Here is a 26105-nt window from a genome sequence, read left to right as displayed (position 1 = left end):
GTGGGTTTGATGAAGACTTGGAGCCACTATCTCGCGCCACAACCACGGCCTGTGGTTATGGGTCCCCGCCCCCGTGCGCAAGTGTGCACTAGGCGGGGACGACACCTGAGTGTGGAGCGCTGGCGGAGTGAAATCACTCCGCCGCTGATACCGGCACCTTGGCGCCCTGGCCGTAGCGCTGGTCGATGTAGTCGATCACCAGCGCCTTGAAGTCGGCAGAGATGGTCGGCCCGCGCAGCGTGCGGAACTTCTTGCCATCGACGAACACGGGCGCGGCCGGGGCTTCGCCGGTGCCCGGCAAGGAGATGCCGATATTGGCATGCTTGGACTCGCCGGGGCCGTTGACGATGCAGCCCATCACCGCGACGTTGAGCTCCTCGACACCAGGGTACTTCGTCTTCCAGGTCGGCATCTCGTCGCGGATGAAATCCTGGATCGAGCGCGCCAGTTCCTGGAACGTGGTCGAAGTGGTGCGGCCGCAGCCGGGGCAGGCCGCAACCAGCGGCACGAAGGTGCGGAAGCCCATGGTCTGCAAGAGCTCTTGGCCGACCTGCACCTCGCGGGTACGGTCGCCGCCGGGCTCCGGCGTCAGCGAGATGCGGATGGTGTCGCCGATGCCCTGCTGCAGCAGGATGCCGAGCGCGGCCGAGGACGCCACGATGCCCTTCGAGCCCATGCCGGCCTCGGTCAGACCGAGATGGATGGCGTAGTCGGAGCGCGACGCGAGATCCTGGTAGACCGCGATGAGATCCTGCACCGCCGAGACCTTTGCGGAGAGGATGATGCGGTCCTTGGGCATGCCGAGCTCTTCGGCGCGCGCGGCCGAGAGCAGTGCGGACTGCACCATGGCCTCGCGCGTCACCGCGCGCACGTCGCGCGGATTGGCCGAGGCTGCGTTCTCGTCCATCAGCTTGGTCAAAAGCTCCTGGTCGAGCGAGCCCCAATTGGCACCGATGCGGACCGGCTTGTTGTTCTTGTTCGCGATCTCGATGATGTCGGCGAACTGGGTGTCGCGCTTGTCCTTGAAGCCGACATTGCCAGGATTGATGCGGTATTTCGCCAGCGCCTCGGCGCAGGCCGGATAGGCCGCAAGCAGCTTGTGGCCGATATAGTGGAAGTCGCCGATTAGGGGCGTCGTGATGCCGCGCTTGGCGAGGCCGTCACGGATGTGCGGAACGGCGGCAGCGGCCTCCTCGCGGTCCACGGTGATGCGGACCATTTCGGAGCCGGCGCGCGCGAGCGCTGCGACCTGGGCGATGGTACCGTCGATGTCGGCGGTATCGGTGTTGGTCATCGACTGCACGACGATCGGCGCACCGCCACCAACGGCGACGTTGCCGACCTTGACCTGAGTGGTCCGGTGCCGGGGCGCGGGGCCCGCGACGTCGGAATCGAGGGGATTTTCGAGCTTGTTCATGGGGTCCAAATATCAGGTTTTGGTGACGTTCAGCAATGCATCACGCGGCGCCGCAGCCGATGAGCTGGGACGATTAACCAGAAAAAGCCCAGCAATTACAAGGAGGGCGGCGGCCCCGAATGCCAAGCTTAGGGTGTCGTGCATGATGAAATAGCTACCCACCACGCCAAACAAAGGGGTGATGAAGGTAAAAGCCGACAATTTGCTGGCCGAATAGGCCTTCACCAGCGCGAACCAAAGGGTGAACGTGGTTCCCACCACCCAGATCGCCTGGAATGCCATCAAGCCGAGCGATAGCGGTGCCGGCATGTGCGTGATCGATTCGCCAAACAGCCAGGCCGCCAGCCCCAGGATCGGGATCGAGGTCGCGACCTGATAGCCCAGCGCCTTCTCGGGTGCGGCGAAGCGCAGCCGCGTGCCCTTGGCAACCAGCGTCGTCGCGGCCCACAGCGCAGCGCCGCCGACGATCATGAGGTCGCCGAGCAGAACATGCGAATCGACATTGGGCTGCGGCACGCCGATCGCAAGCGCCACGCCGGCAAAGCTGATGGCCAGGCCCAGCCATTGCGAGCCGCCAAGACGCTCGCCAAGCACTTGATAGGAGCCGAGCGCGACGAAGAACGGCGCCGTGTAGAGAAACACCACCGCACGCGAAGCAGACGTGAAGCGCAGTCCCTGAAAGATCAGTATGAACTCGATGCCGAACATCAGCCCGGCGATCAGGCCGGGCTTCCAGGTGCCGTCGCGTTCGAAGAAATTGACGCCACGCAGGGTGCCGATGATGAACAGCACCGGCAGCGCGCCCATCGAGCGGATGGTGGCCTGGAGCATCGGCGGAATGTCCGGCAGCACCAGCTTCACCGCGATCTGGTTGAACCCCCAGGTCAGGCACAGCATGAGCATCAGGGCAATGGCGCCGGCACTGAGGGGGCGTGCGGCGGAGGGCACGATTTGAGCTGAGGACATTCTCTTCCCGGATACCGGCTTTGCGCCGTTGTTGGTCTATGCAGTCTTCTGACAATGGGTGCAGACGCCCGTGATCTCCACCACGGACAATTTGGGAGCGAAGCCCGAGGCGCGCGCGGCCGCGTTGAGATCCCCGGCAAAGGACGCCGACGGGATCTCGCCGACGAGGCCACAGCGCTCGCAGATCAGGAACGCCACAGCCGAGGTCGCATCGTGATCATGGGCGGCGCAGGCGAGATAGGCATTGCGGCTCTCGATGCGATGCACGAGGCCGTTGGCCATCAGGAAATCGAGGGCCCGATAGACCGTGATCGGGGCCGGCCGCGCCATCGACTTGGCGAGCTCGTCGATCACCTCATAGGCGCCGAGCGGGCGATGGCTGGAGAGCAGCGCGCCCAGCACCTGACGGCGAATTGGCGTGAATTTCTGCGCGCGCTGCTCGCACACCGCCTCGGCATGCGCGAGCGCATCCGCGGTGCAGCGGCGGTGATCGTGATCGGGCGCGGGAAATACCGGGTTTGCGAGGGTCATGCAGCCGACCTTTTAGCATTTCGGCCCGGGAACCCAAAGCACGACACTGCAAACGGCTGCCAGCCATGCCCGAGCTGCGGGACAGCCACCCGCTAATCCGCCATGAAATAATCATAAGCTTGCTTATGATATCTCCTGCTTATTGGAGACCAAGCTCATGACCCGCCGGTCTGTCGACCAGAACTTCCTGTTCACGCTCGCCGAACTCTACCGCCTGCTGCGCGTCTATGCCGACAAGGAGGCCTCGCGGTTCGGCATCACCCGCGCGCAATGGGCCGTGCTGGCCAAGGTCGAGCGCAGCGAGGGCATGAAGCAGTCGGAGCTCGCCGAACTGCTCGAGGTGCAACCGATCACGCTGACGCGTCTGATCGACAAGCTCTGCGACAACGACTGGCTCGAACGGCGCAGCGACGCCTCGGACCGCCGCGTCAAGCGCCTCTATTTGAAGAAGGCCGGCCGGCAGCTGCTCGGCCGGATGACCGGGCTCAGGTCCGAGATCACCGCCAACGCGCTCGACGGCATCAATCCGGCGGATGCCCACCGTCTCCTCACCCAGCTCGAAACCATCAAGGAAAACGTGCGGACCGCGAGCCAGGCCAGCGGCGCGGAACAAGCGCGTAAGGAGCAGCGCTATGGCTGATCAGGTTATCAAGTTCCAGCCCGAGCAGAAGAGCGAGAGCGGCAAGCCGACGAAGAAGGCCGGCGCCGATCCGCGCCGCCGCCTGGTGGCGGGCCTGCGCCGCTATCGCCGTTTCCTGCTCCTGGTCGTGCTGCCGGTCGTCGTCGCCATCGGCGGCCTCACCTTCTATCTCAATGGCGGACGCTATGTCGGCACCGACGACGCCTATGTCGGCGCGCAGAAGGTGCTGGTGACGCCCGACATCTCCGGCAAGATCCAGAAGGTGGTCGTGAAGGAGGGCCAGCTCGTCAAGCAGGGCGATTCCTGTTCGAGATCGACCCCGTACCGTTCCGCCTCGCGGTGGACGAAGCCAGAGCACAGCTGACGCAGGCGCAGACGACCTATGACAATCTCCGCGCCAACATCAAGATCTACGGCGACATGCTCAACCTCGCCCAGCAGGGCGTCGACCTGAAGCAGCGCGACGTCGAGCGCAAGCAGGCGCTGGTGAAGAACAATTACGGCTCGCAGCTCGACCTCGACAACGCAGCGAACGCGCTGGTCACGTCCGGGTCCATCGCGCAATATGTCAGGCAACAGCTCTCGACGGCGAAGACCCAGCTGCTCGGCGATCCCGACCTGCCGCTGGAAAAATTCCCGGCCTATGCGGAGGCCAGGGCCAAGCTCGACAATGCCGAACGCAATCTCGACCACGCCGTGGTGCGCGCCTCGATGGGCGGCGTGGCGACGCAGGTCGAGCAGATCCAGCTCGGCCGCTACGTCGCCGCCGGCACGCCGGTATTCACCATCATCGACGTCGCCCATCCCTGGGTCGACGCCAACCCGAAGGAGAGCGACCTCACCTACGTCACCGAAGGTCAGCCCGTGACGCTCGAGGTCGACGCGTTCCCCAACCACCTCTTCAAGGGCAAGATCGGCTCGCTCTCGCCGGGCACCGGTGCGCAATTCGCGATCCTGCCGCCGCAGAATGCCACCGGCAATTTCGTCAAGGTGGTGCAGCGCGTGCCGATCCGGATCTATTTCGACGAAACCGACAAATATGTGCGGAAGCTGAAAGCCGGCATGAGCGTCTATGCCACCATCGACACCGGCCACAAGCGCCCGCTGGCCAGCCTGTTCGGCCTGTCGGCGACCGCGGGCCAGGACAAAGACCACGACTAAAAAAGACCAAGCTAGAGACTGCGACAAGGACTGATGCGATGTCCGACGCCAATGCCAGCCTGATGGTCCCCGGCCTGCGCCGGAACATGGTGACGGTCTGCGCCATGACCGCGACCGTCATGCAGGCGCTGGACACGACCATCGCCAACGTCGCCCTGCCATACATGCAGGGCACGCTGTCGGCATCGCAGGACCAGATCAACTGGGTGCTGACCTCCTACATCGTCGCCGCCGCGATCATGACGGCGCCGGTGGGCTGGATCGCCAACCGTTTCGGCCGAAAGCGCCTCTTCATCATCTGCTCGGCCGGCTTCACCATGGCCTCGGTGCTGTGCGGCCTCGCGCAGGACATCAACCAGATGGTGCTGTTCCGCCTGCTGCAAGGCGTGTTCGGCGCGGCCCTGGTGCCGCTGTCACAATCGGTCATGCTCGACTATTACACGCTCCAGGAGCGCGCCAAGGCGATGTCGATCTGGGGCATGGGCGTGATGATGGGCCCGATCATGGGGCCGTCTCTGGGCGCCTGGCTCACCGAGACCTATTCCTGGCATTGGGTGTTCTTCGTCAATCTCCCGTTCGGCGCCATCACCGTGCTCGGGCTGATCCTCTTCATGGACGAGACCAGGAAGGACCTCAGCCTCAAGTTCGACTGGTTCGGTTTCGCCGCGCTGGCGATCGCGATCGGCTCGCTGCAGCTCGCGCTCGACCGCGGCGAGCAACTGGGCTGGCTGGAATCGGGCGAGATCCTGGCGGAGTTCATCGTCTCGGCCGTCGCCTTCTATTTCTTCCTCGCGCATTCGTTCACGACCTCGACCCCGTTCATCCGCTTCGCGCTGTTTCGGGACCGCAACTTCGTCACCGGCTGCGTGTTCATGATCGTGATGGGGCTCGTGCTGTTCTCGACCATGGCGCTGGCCTCGCCCTACATGCAGAACGTGATCGGCTATCCCATCATCACCGCCGGCCTGCTGCTGGCGAGCCGCGGCATCGGCACATTCTTCGCGATGATGCTGGTCGGCCGCATGATGCGTTATTTCGAGGCCCGCACGCTGATCATCTCCGGCCTGACGCTGACCGCGGGCTCGCTGTTCCAGATGACCGGCTGGACCGACCTGACCCAGGTGCCGGAGATCGTCACCGTCAGCGTCATCCAGGGCTTCGGCTTCGGCCTCGTCTTCGTGCCGCTCTCGACCGTGGCGTTCCTGACGCTATCGAACGAGCTGCGCACCGACGGCACCGCGATGCTGACCTTGATGCGCAACGTCGCGAGCTCGGTCGGCATTTCCGTCGTCATCGCCGAGCTGACGCAGGGCACGCGGCGGACCTATGCGATCCTCTCCGAGCACATCAATCCGTTCAACCATGCACTTCAGATGCCCGGCGTCAGCGGCATGATCAATCTGTCCACCGACCTCGGCCGCGCCATGGCCGACAGAATGGTCAGCGTGCAGGCGCAGATCATTGCCTTCGCGCACGACTACCAGCTGGTGATGGTCTTCATCCTCTGCACCATCCCGCTCGCTTTCCTGATCGGCTCGACCAAGGCCACGCTGCGCAAGCAGGCGGCGGGGCCGGAGCATGCAGTGATGGAGTAGGGTCGACTTCGCGCGATCTCGTGTCCCGGGCGCGGTGCAGCGCGTAGCGATGCGCCGCAGAACCGGGACCCATCTGCTGTCAGACCTGGGCCCCGGCTCAGCAGCGCATCACTGCGTGCTGCGCTGCGTCCGGGGCACGAGAGATCATCCCAACAATTCCTCGCAGCCCAAATCGTCCACCGCCGCAAACACCCGCTCCAGATTGTTCCACCAGATTACCCGCGGGATGTCGATGCTCCATTGCCAAACCGGCCTCGTGATCTGCCAGAGCACCGCCCAGCGATAGTCGCGATCGAGCGCGCCGCGCGAATAGCCGGTGATGCCGCTTTCGATCAAGGTATCGTGGTAGACATTGAGCAACGGGCGTTCGAGTGCCTGCCGGCGTTCCGGATACCAATGCATGGCCATCATATAGGCGAGGTCGTGAGTCGGAACGTTGATACTCCAAAGATCGAAATCGAAGATGCGCACGGTATCGGCAACGCCCGCGCGCGGCAGCAGGAAATTCCAGATATGAGCGTCGCCATGGGTGATGCTGAGGTGGCGGCGTGAATGGTAACGCTGCGACAGCCGGTCGGACTGATCGATCAAACGGCGATAGAGCGTGCGGCGTTCTTCGCTGAGGCGATCTCCGAGAGCATCGGCAAAGCGGTCGTAGTGGCCGGCAAAGGTCTCCATACGCTGCACGCTGTCCTCGGCGCTTGCCAACGTGCCGACGGTGTCACCAAGATCGGGATGGTCCCACCATGCCGCATGCCAACGAGCGAGCGTCGTGACGATCGCAATCGCCTGACCGCGCGACGGCGGCAGCGGCCATTGGGTCGCGGTCGCATGGCTGTCGGTGAGATCTTCGAGCAGAAGATGCCAGGCAAGGCTTTGCTCGTCGAAATGTCCGTCGAAGCATCGTGGTACGAGTCCCGGCGGCATTCTCGGTGCGAGCTGCATGTAGTAGTCCACCTCGCGCCTGCCGCCATTGGCGAGGCGCTCGGCGAAGGCGGAATTGGGCATCTTGAGGATCAGCGACTGCGGGGCGCCGGCGGATTCGCCGACATAACGCAGGCCGAGACGGATGATATGCGACACGACGGTGTCGCGCTGATGCAGCACCTTCACTTCGCGCACCGCGCCGGCGTCAAGCACGCCGCCCCGGCGCAGCGCGGCCGTCAGTCGGGCGGGCTCAACGACCGCCGGCAATTGTGGAGGTGTCATGAACCACGATGCCCCTGTCCCGCGCCATACTGCACAATCACACTTCCGGGCGCCAGCGGCGGAGCTGATGCCAGGCTCAAGCCGCCGCCGTCGAGTCGCGCACGGTTCGCACCACGACCGACCGCAGCTGTTCGAGATTGGCCGCCATCCCGGCGATCGCCTGCCTGACGTCCGCGGCGCGCTGGTCGACGGAGGCGGCATCGCGGCTGACATCGCCGATCTTGGCCGAGACCTCCTTCGCCGCGGAGGCCGATTCGGAAATCGACCGCGCGATCTCCCGCGTCGCGGCATCCTGCTCTTCCATCGCGGCGGCGACCGAGGTCGCCACGCCGTCGATCTCGACGATGTGGCCCCCCATGGCCTCGACGGAATCGACCGCGGCCTGCGTCGAGGCCTGGATCTCCGCAATCAGCCGCCCGATCTCCTCGGTGGATTTGGCGGTCTGGTCGGACAGGGATTTCACTTCGGCGGCGACCACCGCGAAGCCGCGGCCGGCTTCGCCGGCGCGCGCCGCCTCGATCGTCGCGTTGAGCGCGAGGAGATTGGTCTGGCCCGCGATGCCGCCGATGAGGTCGGAGACCTCGGCGATCTTCTTCACCGACCCGGCCAGCGCCTGGATGGTCGAACGCGCCTGCTCGCGGCCGGCGACCGCCGATTTGGTGACGGTGCTGGTGCGTGCAACCTGCCCTGCGATCTCGCGGATCGAGGCGCTCAATTCTTCTGCTGCGGCCGAGACGGCCTGCGAGCTGCCGAGGGCCTGCGTGGAGGCAGCCGCGACCGCCTGCGACTGCGCAGAGAGCGACTTCGCTATCTCCGACAGGCCGGAGGCGGCCCGCTCGACGCCTTGCGTTGCAGAGGTCGCGGTGTCGACCGAGCGGCCGGTCTCGCGCTCGACGGTTTCGGCCATCTGGTGCAGGGCGGAGCGCTTGGCAAGCGCCGCCTCCTGCTCCTGCCGCAACTGCTCCTCGCGCAGACGGGAATTCTCGACCGCCGCCTGCTTGAACACCACAAGCGCACCCGCCATCGAGCCGACCTCGTCCTGGCGGTGCGCGAACGGAATGTCGGCGGCGAGATCGCCGGTCGCGAGCTTCTGCATCGTATCCGTCATGCGCACGATCGGACGGACCACCCCGAGGGCAACTCCGAGCAAGCCCGCAGCGATGAAGGTGAGAACGGCGGCGGAGACGCCGAGGAGGATATAGAGGATGGAGCTGTCGCGGTCCGCAGCCAGCTTCTCCATGGCCGCATTCTGCTTGTTGGCGTTCTCGACGATGCTGTCGATGACGGCGCGATGCGCGGTATAGGCGTCCTTGAGCTGCGCATAGGCGCGCTCGGAAACAGCTGCGTCCCTGGCCTTGAGGGCCGGCAGGAGCTGGTCGGACGCCTTCCAGAATTTCTGCACCTCCGCATCGGACTTCGACACCAGCGCGGTCTTGAGGTCGGCCGAGAGGCTGGAGGAGACCCAGAACGCCTTGCGCTCGTCGTAATCCTTGCGGAGCTGGACCAGGCGCTCGCCATGGGCGGCCAGCTGGTCCGGCTCGCGCATGGCGAGGGTGGCCTCGAGATAAGCCTCGATGACATATTCCGGCGGCGGCAGGATGTCGGCGATCAGGTCGTTGCCGAGCTTGATGTCGGAATAGAGCGGGCCGCCGACCTTGAGCTCGCGCAGCGCATAGAGGCTGGTGGAAACAACCGCAGCAAAGCCGATGGCAAGGACGATCCCGAAAGCGACGATCGCGGCCGACAATGACAGACGAATCTTCATGAAATAATCCAGGGCGCGCGCTGAAACCGCGAGGAGCCTAGATCAATATGGTAAATGCGGGATTGCCCTGCGGGAAAGTCTCCGAAAGAAAGGCTCCGAAAAGCTCTCGGAAGTGAGCGTCGATCAATCGGATTTGGGTCAGCGGGACTGACGCACAGGCGAGCATGGAGACGATCAGGCCTGATGCAAGGCAGCGCCGACGCGGTTGCGCTGGATAGGAAACGTGGTGCCGACGACCTGACGCCGTCGGCACATATTCGCTCAGACCTCGAAGAACACCGTCTCGTCGTCGCCCTGGAGCCGCAGGTCGAGCCGGTAAACCGCCTTGCCGGCCTCGCGCACCGCGGTCAGCGTGGCGCGGCGGTCAGCCGGCACCAGCGCCAGCACCGGATCGGCGGCGTTGCCGGCCTCGTCGCTGAAATAGATGCGGGTGTAGAGATGCCGCAGCATGCCGCGGCCGAACACCGCAAGCAGGATGTGCGGCGCCTGCGGCTTGCCGTCGGGATCCGGCACCACGCCCGGCTTGATGGTCTCGAAGGCGTAGTTACCGTCCTTGTCGGTGCCGCAGCGGGCAAAGCCGCGGAAACTCGCATTCGGCAGCGCACGCTTGTCCTGCGGGTCGGCGAAGCGTCCCTGCGCATCCGGCTGCCAGATCTCCAGCATGCAATCCGGCACGGCAACGCCGTCGCCATCGAACACGCGACCCTCGATGCGGATGCGGTCGCCTGACACGTCGGGGGTCAGCGTCGAGTTGGTGAACGCGTCGTTCCAGGCGTATTCGCCGGTCGGCGTCAGGCCGTATTTGAAGAACGGACCGACGGTCTGCGAGGGAGTGATACCGTCAGGCTTCACAGACTCTTGCACCTTAGTGGTTCTCCATAGGCGTAGCGTTCTTGCCGCGCAGCACGATGTCGAAGCGGTAGCACAGCGCCCATTCGGGCTGGGTGTTCTCGAGATCGAACGAGGAAACCATCCGCGCCCGCGCCTTCTCGTCCGGCACCGAATTGAAGATCGGGTCGAACGGAAACAGCGGATCGTTCGGGAAGTACATCTGCGTCACCAGGCGCGTCACGAAGGAATGGCCGAATACCGACAGATGGATGTGCGCCGGCCGCCACGCATTGTGATGATTGCCCCAGGGATAGGCGCCCGGCTTGATGGTGACGAAGCGGTAGTAGCCGGACGCATCGCTCACGGTGCGGCCGGCGCCCGTGAAGTTCGGATCGAGCGGCGCCGGATGCTGGTCGCGGACATGGACGTAGCGGCCGCAGGAATTGGCCTGCCAGATCTCGACGAGCGAGTTCGGCACGCCGCGGCCGTCCTCATCGCGCACATGGCCGTGGACGATGATGCGCTCGCCGATCGGCTCGCCACTGTGCTGGGTGGTGAGATCGCTGTCGCCCTCGCGCACGGTCTCATGGCCGTAGACCGGGCCGGTCAGCTCCGACAGGGTGTGGCGCATCGGGATCAACGGCTTGTTCGGCGCGCGCTTGATCGAGCTCTTGTAGTCGGGGGACAGCGGCAGCGGATGCGCCTTGTTGCTGTCCACGGGATAGATGAATGTCATTGGCGAACTCCTCCCCGGCCATTTTTGCTCCCGGCCGGTTCAACGCTTCCGCCAATCATTATAGGATATAACTAATCTGGGGAAGCGGGTTTGGCGGGCGTGCGGCGCCTGCCAGCTTCGCGCTATTTGATCGGCGGACGCGGCAATACGGCCTCCCCGGCTTCGAGCCGGTAGGTGTGGTCAAGCGAATACCAGGGCGCGATGACGTCGCGTGCGGTCGGATGCGGCGTGTCGTGGCGCTGGAACTTGCCGAGCAGCGCCTGCGTCACCCCGAACTGCACGTCGCTGTCGATATGCGGGTCGGTGGGATCGTAGACCTGCGAGATCAGCACCTTGAACCCGGGCTTGAAGATCAGGGCGTGCAGATGCGCGGGCCGGTAGGGATGCCGGCTCTGCGCCTCAAGCAGGCGGCCGACCACGCCATTGGTCGGAATGGGATAACCGACCATCATCACCGAACGAAAGGAGAAGCGCCCCTCCGCGTCGGTCGTGAACTTGCCGCGCAGGTTCATGTCGGCCTGCTCGGGGTCCTGGTTCTCGTAGAGGCCGACCGGCGAGGCATGCCAGACATCGACCTCGGCGCCGGCGACGGGACGGCCGTCCCTGTCGACGACGCGGCCGCTGACGAACAGCGGCGCACCCGGCGTCTCGGAACGGACGATGGAGCCACCGTTCTCCACGCGCGGCGAGTTCAGCCGCCAGAACGGCCCGAGCAGCGACTGATCGGTTTCGGTATTGCCCTGATCGCCATTGTTGAGCAGGCACACCAGCGGCGAGACGCCGAGCGAGCCCGCCATCAGCACCACCTCGTTATGCGTGTCGGTGGTGAGCTTGCCGAGCTCGGCGATGACCGCGGTGGCATCGCGAAACTCCTTCTCGGTCAGGCGGACGTCGCGCACGAAGCCGTGCAAGTGCTTGACCAGGGAGACCATGATCTGGCGCAGCCGCGGATCGGTTGTCCGTTCCATCACGGCCAGTGCCGCGGCCGTGACGTCCTGCTCGCGCTCGATGATCATCGGACGGTCCTTGAAGCGACAACAAACGCCGTCATTCCGGGGCGATGCGACGCATCGAACCCGGAATCTCGAGATCCCGGGTTCGGTGCGAGTGCACCGCCCCGGGATGACGGGACGCTACGCGTCCCGTCAGTTCAGCTTCTCGATCGCGACAGCCACACCCTGCCCGACGCCGACGCACATGGTGGCGAGCGCCAGCTTGCCGCCGCGCTTTTCCATGCCGTGCACGGCGGTGAGCGCGAGGCGGGCGCCGCTCATGCCGAGCGGATGCCCGAGCGCGATCGCGCCGCCATGCGGATTGACGAAATCGGCATCGTCGGCAACGCCGAGCTGGCGCATGCAGGCGATGCCTTGCGAGGCGAAGGCTTCGTTGAGCTCGATCAGGTCGAAATCGCTGATCTTCTTGCCGAGCCGCTCCATCAGCTTGCGGGTCGCGGGCACCGGGCCGATGCCCATGATGCGCGGCGGCACGCCGGCCGAGGCGAGCCCGAGGATGCGCGCTCGCGGCGTCAGGCCGTGCTTCTTCACCGCGGCTTCCGAGGCCAGGATCATGGCGGCGGCGCCGTCATTGACGCCGGAGGCGTTGCCGGCCGTCACCGTGCCGGGATTGCGCACGATCGGCTTCAGCTTGGCGAGACCTTCCAGCGTGGTCTCGGGACGCGGATGCTCGTCCTTGTCGACCGTGATGGGGCCAGCCTTGCCGCCGGGAATGGTGATCGGCGTGATTTCCTCGGCGAAATAGCCTGCCGCGATCGCCGCACCCGCACGCTGCTGCGAGCGGATGGCGAAGGCGTCCTGGTCGGCGCGCGAAACCTGGAATTCCTCGGCGACGTTCTCGCCGGTCTCGGGCATGGCATCGACGCCGTACTGCGCCTTCAGCAGCGGATTGATGAAGCGCCAGCCGATGGTGGTGTCGAAGATTTCGGCCGAACGCGAGAAGGCTTCCTGCGCCTTGCCCATCACGAAGGGTGCGCGCGTCATCGACTCGACGCCACCTGCGATGGCGAGCTCGATCTCGCCGGCGCGGATGGCGCGGCCCGCGGCGCCGACTGCATCAAGGCCCGAGGCGCAGAGCCGGTTCAGGGTCTGGCCGGGAACCGAATCCGGCAGGCCCGCCAGCAGCAGCGCCATGCGCGCGACGTTGCGGTTGTCCTCGCCGGCCTGGTTGGCGCAGCCGAAGAACACTTCGTCCACCTGCGCCCAATCGAGATTGGGGTGTTTTGCCATCAGCGCCTTGATGGGGGCGGCGGCCAGATCGTCGGCGCGCACCTTGGCGAGCGACCCGCCGAAACGGCCGATCGGGGTCCGCACGGCATCGCAGATAAAGACGTCACGCATCGTTGTTCTCCCTGAATGCCGCGGTCCGGCCAAATTCTTCAATGTCGGCGGAGTTTTAGGAGGGCGCCCGCGGTAGGTCAATTGACGGTTTCGCGGGTGGCGTATTCGACTGAATGTCATGAAACTCAGCCGTCATTCCGGGGCGCGACGAAGTCGCGGGCCCGGAATCTATAACCACGAGCCGGGGTTATGGATTCCGGGCCTGCGCCTGGCGGCGCATCCCGGAATGACAGCGGAAAATGTGGCAGCAGCTTCCGCCACGCGGACAACGTGGAAAACCTCCCCTCGCCGGCCAAACCGATAGGAGCAGGTGCCGAAATTTTGTAGGTTGCGCCGCCCATGACGATGCAACAGCCGATACCTGTCCCGCCCCCCGAGGACGCGCCCGCGCCGCAGGCCGAGGCCGCCGCGCGCGTCACGCCGATGATGGAACAGTACCTCGAGATCAAGGCGGCGCATCAGGGCCTCCTGCTGTTCTACCGGATGGGCGACTTCTACGAGCTGTTCTTCGAGGACGCCGAGATCGCTTCCAGGACGCTCGGCATCGTCCTGACCAAGCGCGGCAAGCATCAGGGCGCGGATATCCCGATGTGCGGCGTGCCGGTCGAGCGCTCCGAGGACTATCTGCATCGTCTGATCTCGGCCGGCCACCGGGTCGCGGTCTGCGAGCAGACCGAGGATCCCGCTGCGGCCAAGGCGCGCGGCAACAAGAGCGTGGTGCGTCGCGGCGTGGTGCGGCTGGTGACGCCGGGCACGCTGACCGAGGACACGCTGCTCGACGCGCGCGCCAACAATTACCTGCTGGCGATCGCGCGTGCCCGCTCCTCCGCCGGCGGCGACCGCTTCGGCCTCGCCTGGATCGACATCTCGACCGCCGAGTTCATGGTGACGGAAGCTTCCGGCGGCGAGCTCGCCGCGACGCTGGCGCGGATCAATCCGAACGAGGCGATCGTCACCGACGCGCTCTACAACGACAGCGAGCTCGGACAGACCCTGCGCGAGCTGCCGGCGGTGACGCCGCTGACCCGCGACGTGTTCGACGGCGCGACCGCCGAGAAGCGGCTGTGCGACTACTTCGCCGTCGCGACCATGGACGGGCTCTCCCAGCTCACGCGCCTGGAGGCCACCGCCGCGGCCGCCGCCGTCACCTATGTCGACCGCACCCAGGTCGGCAAGCATCCGCCGCTGTCGCCGCCCGCGCGCGAGGCTTCCGGCGCGACCATGGCGATCGATCCGGCCACCCGCGCCAATCTCGAGCTGACGCGGACACTGGCCGGCGAACGCCGCGGTTCGCTGCTCGACGCGATCGATTGCACGGTCACCTCGGCGGGTTCGCGGCTGCTGGCGCAGCGCCTGGCGGCGCCGCTGACCGATGCCCCGGCGATCGCCCGCCGGCTCGACGCGGTCACCGCCTTCGTTGCCGATTCCGCGGCACGCGAGGACATTCGCAGCATATTGCGCGGCGCACCCGACATGTCGCGCGCATTGGCTCGGCTCTCGGTCGGCCGCGGCGGACCGCGCGACCTCGCCGGCATCCGCGACGGCATCATCGCCGCCGACCAGGTGCTGACGCGGCTCTCCGAACTGGATGCGCCGCCGCAGGAGATCACGGCGGTGATGGCGGCGCTGCAAAGGCCGTCGCGCGAGCTCGCATCCGAATTTGCCCGTGCGCTCGGCGAGCAGCTGCCCCTGATCAAGCGCGACGGCGGCTTCGTTCGTCCCGGCTTTGAGCCCGCCCTCGACGAGGCGCGGAACCTGCGCGACGCCTCACGCCTCGTGGTGGCTTCGATGCAGGCGCGCTACGCCGACGACACCGGCGTCAAGGCTCTGAAGATCCGGCACAACAACGTGCTCGGCTATTTCGTCGAGGTCACGGCCCAGCACGGCGACAAGCTGATGTCGCCGCCGCTGAACGCGACCTTCATCCATCGCCAGACGCTGGCGGGACAGGTGCGCTTCACCACCTCCGAGCTCGGCGAGATCGAAGCCAAGATCGCCAATGCCGGCGACCGCGCGCTCGGGCTCGAGCTCGAGATCTTCGAGCGGCTCTGTGCGAGAGCGCTCGAGATCAGCGACGATCTGCGCGCTGCAGCGCAGGGTTTTGCGCTGCTGGACGTCGCGACGTCGCTGGCCAAGCTCGCGGTCGACGAGAACTATGTGCGGCCCGAGGTCGATGGCTCGCTCAGCTTTGCGATCGAGGCCGGCCGCCATCCCGTGGTCGAGCAGGCCCTGAAGCGCAACGGCGAGCCGTTCATCGCCAATGCCTGCGACCTGTCGCCTGCGCCAGCGCAGAAGTCCGGCCAGCTCTGGCTGCTGACCGGCCCGAACATGGCGGGCAAATCGACCTTCCTGCGCCAGAATGCGCTGATTGCCTTGATGGCTCAGGTCGGCAGCTTCGTGCCGGCCACGCGCGCGCGGATCGGCATCGTCGACCGCCTGTTCTCGCGCGTCGGCGCCGCCGACGATCTCGCCCGCGGCCGCTCCACCTTCATGGTGGAGATGGTCGAGACCGCGGCGATCCTGAACCAGGCCGGCGAGCGCTCGCTGGTCATTCTCGACGAGATCGGGCGTGGCACCGCGACCTTCGACGGCCTCTCGATCGCCTGGGCCTCGATCGAGCATCTGCACGAGAGCAATCGCTGCCGGACGCTGTTCGCGACGCATTATCACGAGCTGACTGCACTCTCGGCCAAGCTGCCGCGGATGTTCAACGCGACCGTGCGCGTCAAGGAGTGGCAGGGCAACGTCGTGTTCCTGCACGAGGTGCTGCCGGGCTCGGCCGACCGCTCCTACGGCATCCAGGTCGCCAAGCTCGCAGGCCTGCCGCCGGCCGTGATCACACGCGCCAAATCCGTGCTCTCCAAGCTGGAGGCGCAGGACCGCGGCCAGACCGCGCGAGCCTTGGTGGACGACCTGCCGCTGTTCGCCGTGCCCTCGCGCGCCGCCGCGGAAGCCGCGCCGCCGAGCGAGGCCGAGTTGCTGATGGAGGCGATTAAAGCGCTGCACCCCGACGAGATGTCGCCGCGCGAGGCGCTCGATGCGCTCTATGCGTTGAAGGCCAGGCTGCCGAAGCAGTGACGGTACCGTAGGGTGGGCAAAGCGGAGCGTGCCCACCACTTCAATGAAGAGATCGGGAAGAGATGGTGGGCACGGCGCGCGAAGTGCGCGCCTTTGCCCACCCTACGATCCTGTCTATCCTACGCCCGCGCCGCGATCGCCGCGGCCTCGGCGGCCGCGCGCTGCATGCTGGTCGACATCTCGTTCGTCACCGTGCTCTGCTCCTCGATCGCCGCGGCGGTCGAGGTGACGTACTCGCTGACATTGTTGATCGCCTGCTTGATCGAACCGAGCGCGCTGACGACGTCGCCGGAAATGCTGTTGAGGCTGCCGATCTCCTCGCCGATCTTGTCGGTCGCCTGCTTGGCCTGGTTGGCGAGGCTCTTGACCTCGGAGGCGACCACCGCGAAGCCGCGGCCAGCCTCGCCGGCGCGGGCCGACTCGATCGTGGCGTTGAGCGCGAGCAGGTTGATCTGTCCGGTGATGTTGTTGATCATCTCGACGATGCCGCTCATCGCCTGCGCAGCTTCGGTGAGGCGCTGGGCCTGCGCGTCGGCGGAGGAGACCTGGTCAACCGCGCTCATCGCGGTTTCGCGGGATTTGGTCATCGCCTCGGAGATCTCCCGCACCGAGGCGTTGAGCTCCTCCGAGCCGGCGGCGACCGATTCCATCATGCCGCGGACGCGCTCATTGCCCATGCGGACCAGCACCTGCCGCGTGGTGTCGGTGGCGTATTTCACCACCTTGAACGGCTTGCCGTTGAGATCGAGGATCGGGTTGTACGAGGCCTGGATATAGACTTCCTTGGCGCCCTTGCCGATGCGCTTGTATTCGGCCGCCTGGTATTCGCCGCGATTGAGCGCGGCCCAGAACTCGCGATAGCCGGCTCCATCGCGCTCCGAGGGCTCGACGAACATGCTGTGATGCTTGCCCTTGATCTCGGCCAGCGAATAGCCGAGCGCGCCGAGGAAGTTGGCGTTGGCGGTGATGATCGTGCCATCCATGTTGAACTCGATCACCGCCTGCGCCTTGTCGATGGCGGCGATCTGACCGGCGAGATCGGCGTTCTTCAGCTTCTCCGCGGTCACGTCGGTTGCAAATTTGACGACCCCGTACGGCTTGCCGGTCTCGTCGAGCAGCGGATTGTAGGAGGCGAGAATCCAGACCTCGCGGCCGCCCTTGGCGATCCGCTTGAACTCGCCGGCCTGATAGTCGCCGCGGTTGAGCGCGGCCCAGAATTCGCGATAGGCCGAGCTGTTGCGTTCGGCCTCCGCCACGAACAGGCTGTGATGCTTGCCCTCGATCTCGGCCAGCGAATAACCGAGCGTCTTGCAGAAATTCTCGTTGGCCGTGACGACGGTGCCGTCGAGCTTGAATTCGATGACGGCCTGAGCGCGGCTGATGGCGGCGATCTTCGACGCATCCGTCATGCTCCGGATCTTCTTCGCAGTGATGTCGGTCGCAATCTTGGCGACCATCACCGTCTTGCCGTTGCCGTCGAGCACCGGATTGTAGGAGGCTTCGATCCAGACCTCGCGGCCGTCCTTCGCGATCCGCTTGAACTCGCGCGCCTGATACTCGCCACGGTTCAATGCAGCCCAGAACGCCTTGTACTCGGCGGTGTCGCGCTGGTCGGCGGGCACGAACATGGAGTGATGCTTGCCCTGAATCTCGTCGAGCCGATAGCCGAGAGCGTCGAGAAAGTTCTTGTTCGCCGTGATGATCGAGCCATCGAGATTGAATTCGATCATGGCCTGCGAACGGCCGATGGCGTCGAGCCGTGCCTGTGCATCACTGTGGGACTTGCGACCGAACATCAAGGAATCTCCATCTCGAAATAGCGTGGACGGCTTGTATGGGAAGTAACAGTTGCAGCGGCACAGCCGTATTCAAATCGACAATTCCCGCGCGTCCCTGCACTCGAATGCAGCCCGGACGAGTTCGCGCTCACGGCAGCGGAGGCGGGTACGCTGGCTTATTCGTAGATGAAAAGCGCGAAGAAAGTTCTAATAGACCTGTCGGAAACCGGCGGGAACCGGAGCGATGCTCTACGCGTCGACGATCAACGGCAATCGCGGCTGCGATTTGAAATGACGCATCTCGATCAACAGCTTGTGCGTACGCCGCGCTGTCTTGGACATTTCTGGGCCGGCCTTTGCGCGACGCGCGTGTCGCTCCGTTCCGTAGTCTCACGGTGATCGCGCTTTCCGCATGGCGCGCCCACGTTGCCACAGCGTCAAATTCCACAGCACGCAGGTTGCAAGGGCAAGAGAAAGACCTGTCGCCGATCCGAATTGCGCCACCGCAATGTGCATGATGGCGATCGCCATGCCGAAACCGAGCAATCCCCAGGCGGAGTTGGCAAGCACCGCGGCCGTCGGCGGGCCGCCGATGGGCGGGTGCAGGATCACCATCATGCTGGTGAACACGACCGGAAACAGCGCGATGATACCGCTGATCCGCGGGCCGACCCATCCTGACGTCGAGACCACGATGGCGACGAGAGTCGCAACCAGCAGAGCCCGCATCGGCACGTCGTACCAGCGGCGCGTCACCAAGGGCATTTTCACATGGCGATAGCCCGCCAGGAGCGGGATGCAGATGCCGAACGCGATCAGGTTGGCAGCAAGCCCCGCGGCGAGCGACCAATCGAACTGGCGGATGATCGATGCAAGCACGATCCAGACCGCGACGGCGCTTCCACAACTCACCACGAGATTGTGCCGCTGCGACAGCACGACATAGGTGAGACACATGGAAATCGTCGCCGCATTGACCGGCAGGCTCGCCAGCGCACCCTGCGCGATGAAGGCGGCGTCATGATCGATCGCGAGGAAGACGTAGGAGGGGCCGGCCGAGACCGGCAGGGTCGCAACCAGCGCGCCGATCACAGGCCCCGCGCGTTCGGTGATGATCGACGCCGACACCACGAACGCCGCCGCGATCGCCATGCGCAACAGGAGGACGAGGATGAAATGGAGTTCGAGGGACATTCTGTCTGTCATTCCGGGGCGCGACGCGCGAGCCCGGAATCCAAGACCACAGGCCGTAGTGGTTTGAGAGCTGGAGCAACGACCGTTCGAGATCACGACGGCCTGGGCTTATGGACGATACCAATTGCTGGGATGACGACCTGCGCCTTTTACAACCGCTGCATCGACACCGACACCTTCGGGCCGTTCTTGATGGTCTGATAGACCACGCAATAGCGCTCGGTGAGCTTGAGCAGGAGATCGAGCTTGTCCTGCGGCGCGTCGGTGTCGACCTCGAAGCGCAGGCGGATCTCGGCGAAGCCGACCGGGGTCTCCTTGTCGATGCCGAGCGTGCCGCGGAAGTCGAGATCGCCCTCGGCGTAGACGTTGCCGGTCTTGAGCGGCACCTCGATCGCGGTCGCAACCGATTTCAACGTGACGCCGGCACAGGCGACCAGGGCTTCGAGCAGCATGTCGCCGGAGCAGAGCTCGAGGCCGGAACCGCCAGTGCCCGGATGCAGGCCGGCCATCGCGATGGCACGGCCGGTCTCGACCTTGCAGGCAATGCCTTCGCCGTCGGTGGAGCCCTTGGCCTTCAGCGTGATCAGCGCGGCCTTGGGATCGGTCTTGTAGCGCTCCTTGATTGGGGCTTGCATCTGGCGCAGTTGGACAGCGTCCATCTTGTTCTCTCCCGACATGTCGGTTCTCACGAGCGGTATAGAAGGCGGCCGGTTTCGTGTCAGCTCATGATTGATGGGATCTGCCATGAGCGACCGGAATCGAGCCAAAAACAAACGTACTTTCATGATGTTAGGCTTGAATTCACGAGCAGCGCCACAGACTGTCCGATCTGCATGACCGAGCTGGTCGGTCGCGGGCTTGCGAATGTCTCGTGACAGCGCCTGTCACCTCTTATATCCGGAGAGACATGGACAGCATCGCGACTGAGCAGAAGGCCGGGGTGGACGATCGTTTCGACACCGCGCGGATCACCGCCGCGGTCGATGCGCTTGCCGAACAGTATCAGGGACGCGAGGACGCGTTCCGCACGGCGATGGCGCAATTGCTCAAGGCGGAACTTATCGCAGCGCGCGACGCCGCGCAGGCGATTCTCTTGAAGGACCGCCACGGCCGGCGCTGCGCCGAGCGGCTGTGCCACGTGCAGGACGAGATCATCCGCATCCTGTATTCGGCGGCGACGCGCCATCTCTACCGCTCGCCGATCCCGAGCGGCGCCGAGCGCATGGCGGTCGTGGCCACGGGCGGCTATGGCCGCGGCCTGATGGCGCCGGAATCGGACATCGATCTGCTCTTCATCCTGCCCTACAAGCAGACCGCCTGGGGCGAGCAGGTCGCCGAGGCGATCCTCTATTGCCTCTGGGACATGGGGCTGAAGGTCGGTCACGCCACCCGCTCGGTCGACGAATCGATCCGGCAGGCGCGCGGCGACATGACGATCCGCACTGCGATCCTGGAGACGCGCTTCCTCACCGGCGACAAGCCGCTCTATGAGGAGCTGGTCGAGCGCTTCGACAAGGAAGTCGTGCAGGGCACCGCCTCGGAATTCGTCACCGCAAAGCTCGCCGAGCGCGAGGAGCGGCACCGCCGCGGCGGCCAGTCGCGCTATCTGGTCGAGCCCAATGTCAAGGACGGCAAGGGAGCCTTGCGCGACCTGCACACGCTGTTCTGGATCGCCAAATACGTCTACCGGGTGCGCGATACCCACGAGCTGGTCGCGCGCGGCGTATTCGACGCGCAGGAATATCGCAGCTTCCGCCGCTGCGCCGATTTCCTCTGGTCGGTGCGCTGCAATCTGCATTTCTACTCTGGCCGCGCCGAGGAGCGCCTGTCCTTCGACCTCCAACGCGAGATCGCCATACGCCTCGGCTACACCTCGCATCCCGGCATGCAGGACGTCGAGCGCTTCATGAAGCACTACTTCCTGGTCGCCAAGGAGGTCGGCAACCTCACCGCCATCCTCTGCGCCAAGCTCGAGGACCAGCAGGCCAAGCCCGCCCCGGTGCTGAGCCGGATGATGGCGCGGCTGCGACCGACCGCGGCGAAGCGGCGCGTCCCTGACAGCGACGACTTCATCGTCGACAACAACCGCATCAACGTCGCCGCGCCGGACGTGTTCAAGCACGATCCGGTCAACCTGATCCGCATCTTCCGCTTGGCGCAGAAGAACAACCTCGCTTTCCACCCGGATGCGATGCGAGACGTGACGCGCTCGCTCGGCCTGATCAACGCGGGCTTGCGCGAGAATCCCGAGGCCAACCGGCTGTTCATGGAGATCCTGACCTCCGACAACGCGGAGATCGTGCTGCGGCGGATGAACGAGACCGGCGTGCTCGGCCACTTCATCCGCGCTTTCGGCAAGATCGTCTCGATGATGCAGTTCAATATGTATCATCACTACACCGTCGACGAGCACCTGATCCGCTGCATCGGCTTCCTCCAGGACATCGAGCGCGGCGGCATCGAGGAGTTCACCCTCGCCAGCGATCTCATGCGCAAGAGCCGGCCCGAGCACCGCGCGGTGATCTACATCGCGACATTGCTGCACGACGTCGCCAAGGGCAGGCCCGAGGATCACTCGATCGCCGGTGCGAAGGTCGCCCGACGGCTGTGCCCACGGCTCGGCTTCAGTCCTGCCGACACCGAGCTCGTGGCGTGGCTGATCGAGGAGCATCTGACGATGTCCACGGTCGCGCAGTCGCGCGACCTCTCGGATCGCAAGACCATCGAGAATTTCGCCGCCGTGGTGCAGTCGGTCGAGCAGATGAAGCTCTTGACCATCCTGACCACGGCCGACATCCGCGGCGTCGGCCCGGGCGTGTGGAACGGCTGGAAGGCGCAGCTCTTGCGCTCTCTATACTATGAGACGGAACCGGTGCTCACGGGCGGGTTCTCGGAGGTCGACCGGGGAAAACGTCTTGCGGCCGCGCACGCCGAATTCCGCATGGCCTTCGCCGAGTGGCCGAAGGACGAGCTCGACGCCTATATCGCCCGGCACTATCCCGCCTACTGGCTCAAGGTCGAGCTGCCGCGCAAGATCCGCCACGCCCGCTTCGTCCGCTCCAGCGAGCAGGCCGGCCACAAGCTGGCGATCAATGTCGGCTTCGACGAGGTGCGCGGCGTCACCGAGCTGACGATCTTTGCCGCCGACCATCCCTGGCTGCTGTCGATCATCGCGGGCGCCTGTGCCTCGGCCGGCGCCAACATCGTCGATGCCCAGATCTACACCACGACCGACGGCCGCGCGCTCGACACGATCTCGATCTCCCGTGAATACGACCGCGACGAGGACGAGGGTCGGCGCGCCACGCGCATCGGCGAGATGATCGAAGACGTGCTGGAGGGCAAGCTGCGCCTGCCCGAAGCCATGGCGCGGCGCACCGTCCGCAGCAAGGCGAAGCCCTTCGTGATCGAGCCGGAAGTGACCATCAACAACCAGTGGTCCGACCGTTACACCGTGATCGAGGTCTCGGGCCTCGACCGGCCCGGCCTGCTCTACGAGCTGACCACGGCCATCTCCAAACTCAATCTCAACATCGCCTCGGCCCATGTCGCGACCTTCGGCGAGCGCGCGCGCGACGTGTTCTACGTCACCGACCTCCTGGGCGCCCAGATCAACGCGCCGACGCGGCAGGCCGCGATCAAGAGCGCGCTGACCCATGTGATGGCCGGCGACAAGGCGGTGCAGCCGGCGGCGTAACGGGCGGCGGGTTCTCTCCTCGTCATTCCGGGGCGCGCGGAGCGCGAACCCGGAATCCATTCCTCGACACGGTCGGTGTGGCCTGATGGATTCCGGGTTCGCCGCTACGCGGCGCCCCGGAATGACGTTTGGAGAGAGAGCGGCTCGCTACGCCCTCACACCTCCACCCCCTCATGCCGCAGCAGCCAGCGCTTGCGCTCCAGTCCGCCGCCGTACTTCACCAGCGAGCCATCCGCGCCGATCAGCCGATGACAGGGCAGCACCACGCTGATCGGGTTGGAGCCGTTGGCATGGCCGACCGCACGAATGGCCTTGGGCATGCCGATCCTTGCGGCGAGCGCGCCGTAGCTCAGCGTGGTACCCGCCGGGATTTGCGCAAGCGCGGTCCAGACCTTTTGCTGGAACGGCGTGCCGGCGATGCGCCACGCGATGGCGGAGAGCTGGCCGAGTTCGCCTTCGAAATAGCCGGACAGCGCCGTCCGCATATCCGCGGGCGCAGGCTGGTTGCCCAGATCCACGGCACCGTAATGCAGGCGCAACAGTCCGCGCATGCGGTGCTCGTAATCCTCCCAGTCGAGCGCGCGCAAGTCACCATCAGCATCGGTGACAAGCAGCGCGATCCCGATCGGCGTCGTCAGGCGGTCGAGGCCGAAGCGTTCAGGCGTCTTGATTGATCGAACGGGCATCGCGGCACCAGGCAATCGAAACACACCCATCGCACTTGCCATGCCGGCCGTGCTAACGTCCACCCGAAAGCTGACGCTTTTGGGGGAGCTGACCTTGATCCTGATCGCCAATGTGTTGGTGGCGCTGGTCGCGGCACTGCACGTTTTCTTCCTGATCCTGGAGATGTTTCTCTGGGACAGGCCGCTGGGCCTCAAAGTGTTTCGGAATACGCCGGAGAAGGCCGAGATCACGAAAGTGCTGGCCGCCAATCAGGGCCTCTATAACGGCTTCCTCGCTGCCGGCCTGCTCTGGGGCCTCGTGCACGGCAATCCCGCCTTCGCGCTCCAGATCAAGGCGTTCTTCCTGCTTTGCGTGATCGTAGCCGGCGTCTATGGCGCAGCAACCGTCAGCACGCGGATTCTGATGGTGCAGGCGCTGCCGGCGGCGGTCGCGCTGGTTGCGTTGTTCTTGGCCTGAGACGCTACGGCGCAGCGCGGCGATCCTTGCGCCGCGGCGAACCTTCCTCCACAATCTTCGGCAGCGATGGCGACCGTTGCAATCAACGGAGAAAGACCGTCGGCCGAAAATTCCGTCAGGAGGAACAACCCAAGATGAACAATCGCAGAGCCTTCATAGCTGCCACGGCGGCGATCGCCTTCGCGGTCTCCGCCACCCAGGCCCTCGCCCAGAAGAAATACGACACCGGCGCAAGCGACACCGAGATCAAGATCGGCCAGACCGTGCCGTTCTCCGGCGCCTATTCCGTCTACGCCAATATCGGCAAGACCCAGGCCGCCTACTTCAAGATGATCAACGATCAGGGCGGCATCAACGGCCGCAAGATCAACCTGATCCAGTATGACGACGCCTATTCGCCACCGAAAACCGTCGAGCAGGTGCGCAAGCTCGTCGAGGGCGACGAAGTGCTGTTCACCTTCCAGCTGATCGGCACCGCCGCGAATGCCGCCGTGCAGAAGTACCTCAACGGCAAGAAGGTCCCGCAACTCCTCGCCTCGACCGGCGCCGCGCGCTTCAACGATCCGCAGAACTATCCCTGGACCATCGCCTACAATCCCAATTACGTGTCCGAGGGGCGGATCTACGCCAAGTACATTCTCAAGGAGCATCCCAACGCCAAGATCGGCGTGCTCTACCAGAACGACGACATGGGCCGCGACTATCTGGCGGGGCTCAAGAGCGGCCTCGGCGACAAGGCCGCCAGCATGATCGTCGGCGAGGTCTCCTACGAGGTCACCGACCCGACCGTCGATTCCCAGGTGGTCAAGTGAAGTCGATGGGGGTTGATCTGTTCTTCGACGCCTCGACGCCGAAATTCGCGGCGCAGGCGATCAAGAAGCTTGCCGATCTCGGCTGGACACCTGTGCACATCCTCGACATCAATGCGAGCCCGGTGTCGGCAACGCTGAAGCCGGCCGGCCTCGATATCTCCAAGGGCATCATCTCGACCAATTACGGCAAGGACCCGGGCGATCCCCAGTGGAAGGACGATCCGGGCGTGAAGGCCTTCTTCGCCTTCATGGACAAGTATTTCCCGGAGGGCGACAAGCTCAACACCATCAACACCTATGCCTATTCGGTGGCCGAGCTGCTGGTGCAGGTCTTGAAGCAATGCGGCGACGACCTGACGCGTGAGAACGTCATGAAGCAGGTCGCCAACATCAAGGGCTACACGCCGAGCCTGGCGCTGCCGGGTATCAAGATCAACACCGGCCCGAACGACTACCGCGTCAACAAGCAGATGCAGATGATGAAGTTCAACGGCGAACGCTGGGAGCTGTTCGGACCGATCATCGAGGACACGGGCCCGTCGGGTTAGGCCGCATCTGCCTCTGCGACGTCATGCCCGGGCTTGTCCCGCCTGCGCGGCCGAAGCCGCTTCGGCGAGGCGAAGGCCCGGGCATTCACGTTCTTGGGCCAAAGGGAAGCCGTGGATGGCCGGGTCAAGCCCGGCCATGACGATGGCGAGAGATTCGCCGCATGACATTCAGATGGGTATCTCGCCAAAATTCTTTCCCACCGGCAGCACGGCATGCCGGATCAGCCGCGAATCCTCCACCGCGGCCTGGCGGTGCTTCACCGCCTCGCGATAGACGGGATCGCGGATCATCTCGACGAAGGCCGCGACGCTGGGATATTCGGCGATGAAGCAATGGTCCCAGCGCTCCTCCTGCGGGCCGATCAGCATCAGCTCGAACTTGCCCTGCCAGACGATGCGGCCGCCGAGCCGTTCGAACACCGGCCCGCTCTCGCGGCCATAGGCCGCATAGGCCTCCGCGCCGTTCGCCTTGCGGCCGTCGGGATAGGCCGCTTCTTTCCGCAGGCGCACCAGATTGAGCATGTGGATCGGGCCCGGGCGGTCGTTCTCCCGGAACTGCGCGAAGATCTCCTTGGTCGGATCGATATGGCCCATGCGAGCTCCCTCTTTATTTATGCGGGCGATCCTAGCCCCGGCGGCAGGGGAGCGGA

19 protein-coding genes and 2 pseudogenes are annotated in these 26105 nt (G+C 65.1%); 7 read left to right on the top strand and 14 right to left on the bottom strand.

What is annotated here, in order from left to right; genetic code table 11:
- Positions 1-133: 133 nt before the first annotated feature.
- Genes ispG through ABIF91_RS17605 form a run of 3 tightly spaced genes read right to left on the bottom strand, consistent with a single transcriptional unit; the run spans position 134 to position 2914 of the window.
- Positions 134-1417 (bottom strand): flavodoxin-dependent (E)-4-hydroxy-3-methylbut-2-enyl-diphosphate synthase, encoded by a 1284-nt coding sequence (gene ispG, locus ABIF91_RS17615; protein ID WP_028176817.1) that lies wholly within the window; start codon positions 1415-1417, stop codon positions 134-136.
- 12 nt (positions 1418-1429) lie between these two features.
- The gene (locus ABIF91_RS17610) at positions 1430-2383 is read right to left on the bottom strand and encodes a DMT family transporter (protein WP_028176818.1); all 954 of its coding nucleotides are present in this window, start codon (positions 2381-2383) and stop codon (positions 1430-1432) included.
- Between the two features lie 36 nt (positions 2384-2419).
- Positions 2420-2914, bottom strand: coding sequence for a Fur family transcriptional regulator (locus tag ABIF91_RS17605; RefSeq protein WP_028176819.1), 495 nt, complete (start codon positions 2912-2914; stop codon positions 2420-2422).
- Positions 2915-3071: 157 nt separating this feature from the next.
- Between ABIF91_RS17605 and ABIF91_RS17600 the strand changes: the two genes are divergently transcribed.
- The 3 genes and pseudogenes from ABIF91_RS17600 (at position 3072) to ABIF91_RS17590 (ending at position 6310) form a co-directional block, all read left to right on the top strand.
- Entirely contained in the window at positions 3072-3554 is a 483-nt protein-coding gene (locus ABIF91_RS17600; protein WP_028176820.1) for a MarR family winged helix-turn-helix transcriptional regulator, read from the top strand.
- Positions 3547-4715, top strand: a pseudogene (locus ABIF91_RS17595) (HlyD family secretion protein). The gene ABIF91_RS17600 and the pseudogene ABIF91_RS17595 overlap by 8 nt, the downstream one beginning before the upstream one ends.
- A 38-nt stretch (positions 4716-4753) precedes the next feature.
- A complete protein-coding gene (locus ABIF91_RS17590) occupies positions 4754-6310 on the top strand; it encodes an MDR family MFS transporter (RefSeq protein WP_028176821.1) in 1557 nt (518 codons plus the stop codon).
- A 144-nt stretch (positions 6311-6454) separates the two neighbouring features.
- Here the strand turns inward: ABIF91_RS17590 and ABIF91_RS17585 are convergent, their stop codons facing one another.
- The 6 genes from ABIF91_RS17585 to pcaF all read right to left on the bottom strand — a co-directional run bounded on the left by ABIF91_RS17585 (position 6455) and on the right by pcaF (position 13205).
- On the bottom strand, positions 6455-7519 hold the full coding sequence (locus ABIF91_RS17585; RefSeq protein ID WP_028176822.1) for a phosphotransferase: 1065 nt from the start codon (positions 7517-7519) through the stop codon (positions 6455-6457).
- A gap of 76 nt (positions 7520-7595) precedes the next feature.
- On the bottom strand, positions 7596-9284 hold the full coding sequence (locus ABIF91_RS17580; RefSeq protein WP_035671525.1) for a methyl-accepting chemotaxis protein: 1689 nt from the start codon (positions 9282-9284) through the stop codon (positions 7596-7598).
- A gap of 261 nt (positions 9285-9545) precedes the next feature.
- Positions 9546-10148 carry a protocatechuate 3,4-dioxygenase subunit alpha gene (gene pcaG / locus ABIF91_RS17575; protein ID WP_028176824.1) on the bottom strand — a complete coding sequence of 201 codons (603 nt, stop codon included), beginning with the start codon at positions 10146-10148 and terminating at the stop codon, positions 9546-9548.
- Between the two features lies 1 nt (position 10149).
- Positions 10150-10851: a protocatechuate 3,4-dioxygenase subunit beta gene (gene pcaH / locus ABIF91_RS17570; RefSeq protein WP_028176825.1), complete on the bottom strand. Its 702-nt coding sequence runs from the start codon at positions 10849-10851 to the stop codon at positions 10150-10152.
- Between the two features lie 122 nt (positions 10852-10973).
- Positions 10974-11867: a dioxygenase gene (locus ABIF91_RS17565; RefSeq protein ID WP_028176826.1), complete on the bottom strand. Its 894-nt coding sequence runs from the start codon at positions 11865-11867 to the stop codon at positions 10974-10976.
- Positions 11868-11996: 129 nt separating this feature from the next.
- Positions 11997-13205, bottom strand: coding sequence for a 3-oxoadipyl-CoA thiolase (pcaF, locus tag ABIF91_RS17560; protein WP_028176827.1), 1209 nt, complete (start codon positions 13203-13205; stop codon positions 11997-11999).
- Between the two features lie 339 nt (positions 13206-13544).
- Here pcaF and mutS point away from each other — a divergent pair, with 339 nt between their 5' ends.
- Entirely contained in the window at positions 13545-16283 is a 2739-nt protein-coding gene (mutS, locus tag ABIF91_RS17555; RefSeq protein WP_035671528.1) for a DNA mismatch repair protein MutS, read from the top strand.
- 119 nt (positions 16284-16402) lie between these two features.
- Here the strand turns inward: mutS and ABIF91_RS17550 are convergent, their stop codons facing one another.
- From ABIF91_RS17550 to ABIF91_RS17540, 3 genes are all read right to left on the bottom strand, one after another.
- Positions 16403-18079, bottom strand: a complete 1677-nt coding sequence (locus tag ABIF91_RS17550) for a methyl-accepting chemotaxis protein (RefSeq protein WP_028176828.1) — start codon at positions 18077-18079, stop codon at positions 16403-16405.
- Positions 18080-18451: 372 nt separating this feature from the next.
- Entirely contained in the window at positions 18452-19255 is an 804-nt protein-coding gene (locus ABIF91_RS17545) for a hypothetical protein (protein WP_028176829.1), read from the bottom strand.
- Between the two features lie 149 nt (positions 19256-19404).
- Positions 19405-19914, bottom strand: coding sequence for an OsmC family protein (locus ABIF91_RS17540; protein ID WP_028176830.1), 510 nt, complete (start codon positions 19912-19914; stop codon positions 19405-19407).
- A gap of 248 nt (positions 19915-20162) precedes the next feature.
- Between ABIF91_RS17540 and ABIF91_RS17535 the strand changes: the two genes are divergently transcribed.
- Positions 20163-22952: a [protein-PII] uridylyltransferase gene (locus ABIF91_RS17535; protein WP_028176831.1), complete on the top strand. Its 2790-nt coding sequence runs from the start codon at positions 20163-20165 to the stop codon at positions 22950-22952.
- A gap of 155 nt (positions 22953-23107) precedes the next feature.
- Here the strand turns inward: ABIF91_RS17535 and ABIF91_RS17530 are convergent, their stop codons facing one another.
- Complete coding sequence (locus ABIF91_RS17530; RefSeq protein WP_028176832.1) at positions 23108-23638, bottom strand: methylated-DNA--[protein]-cysteine S-methyltransferase; 531 nt, start codon at positions 23636-23638, stop codon at positions 23108-23110.
- A gap of 40 nt (positions 23639-23678) precedes the next feature.
- On the opposite strand from ABIF91_RS17530, the gene ABIF91_RS17525 reads away from it, so the two are divergent.
- Positions 23679-24095 carry a DUF1304 domain-containing protein gene (locus tag ABIF91_RS17525; RefSeq protein ID WP_080659860.1) on the top strand — a complete coding sequence of 139 codons (417 nt, stop codon included), beginning with the start codon at positions 23679-23681 and terminating at the stop codon, positions 24093-24095.
- Positions 24096-24229: 134 nt separating this feature from the next.
- Positions 24230-25455, top strand: a pseudogene (locus ABIF91_RS17520) (ABC transporter substrate-binding protein).
- A 168-nt stretch (positions 25456-25623) separates the two neighbouring features.
- Here ABIF91_RS17520 and ABIF91_RS17515 read toward each other — a convergent pair.
- A complete protein-coding gene (locus ABIF91_RS17515; protein ID WP_424579283.1) occupies positions 25624-26049 on the bottom strand; it encodes a DUF1330 domain-containing protein in 426 nt (141 codons plus the stop codon).
- Between the last annotated feature and the right edge of the window lie 56 nt (positions 26050-26105).

Origin of the sequence: Bradyrhizobium sp. USDA 241 (assembly GCF_049739505.1) — a bacterium.
Lineage (GTDB): Bacteria > Pseudomonadota > Alphaproteobacteria > Rhizobiales > Xanthobacteraceae > Bradyrhizobium > Bradyrhizobium liaoningense.
Note: the sequence above shows the minus strand (reverse complement) of the source record. Positions and strands in the feature narration are given on the sequence as shown.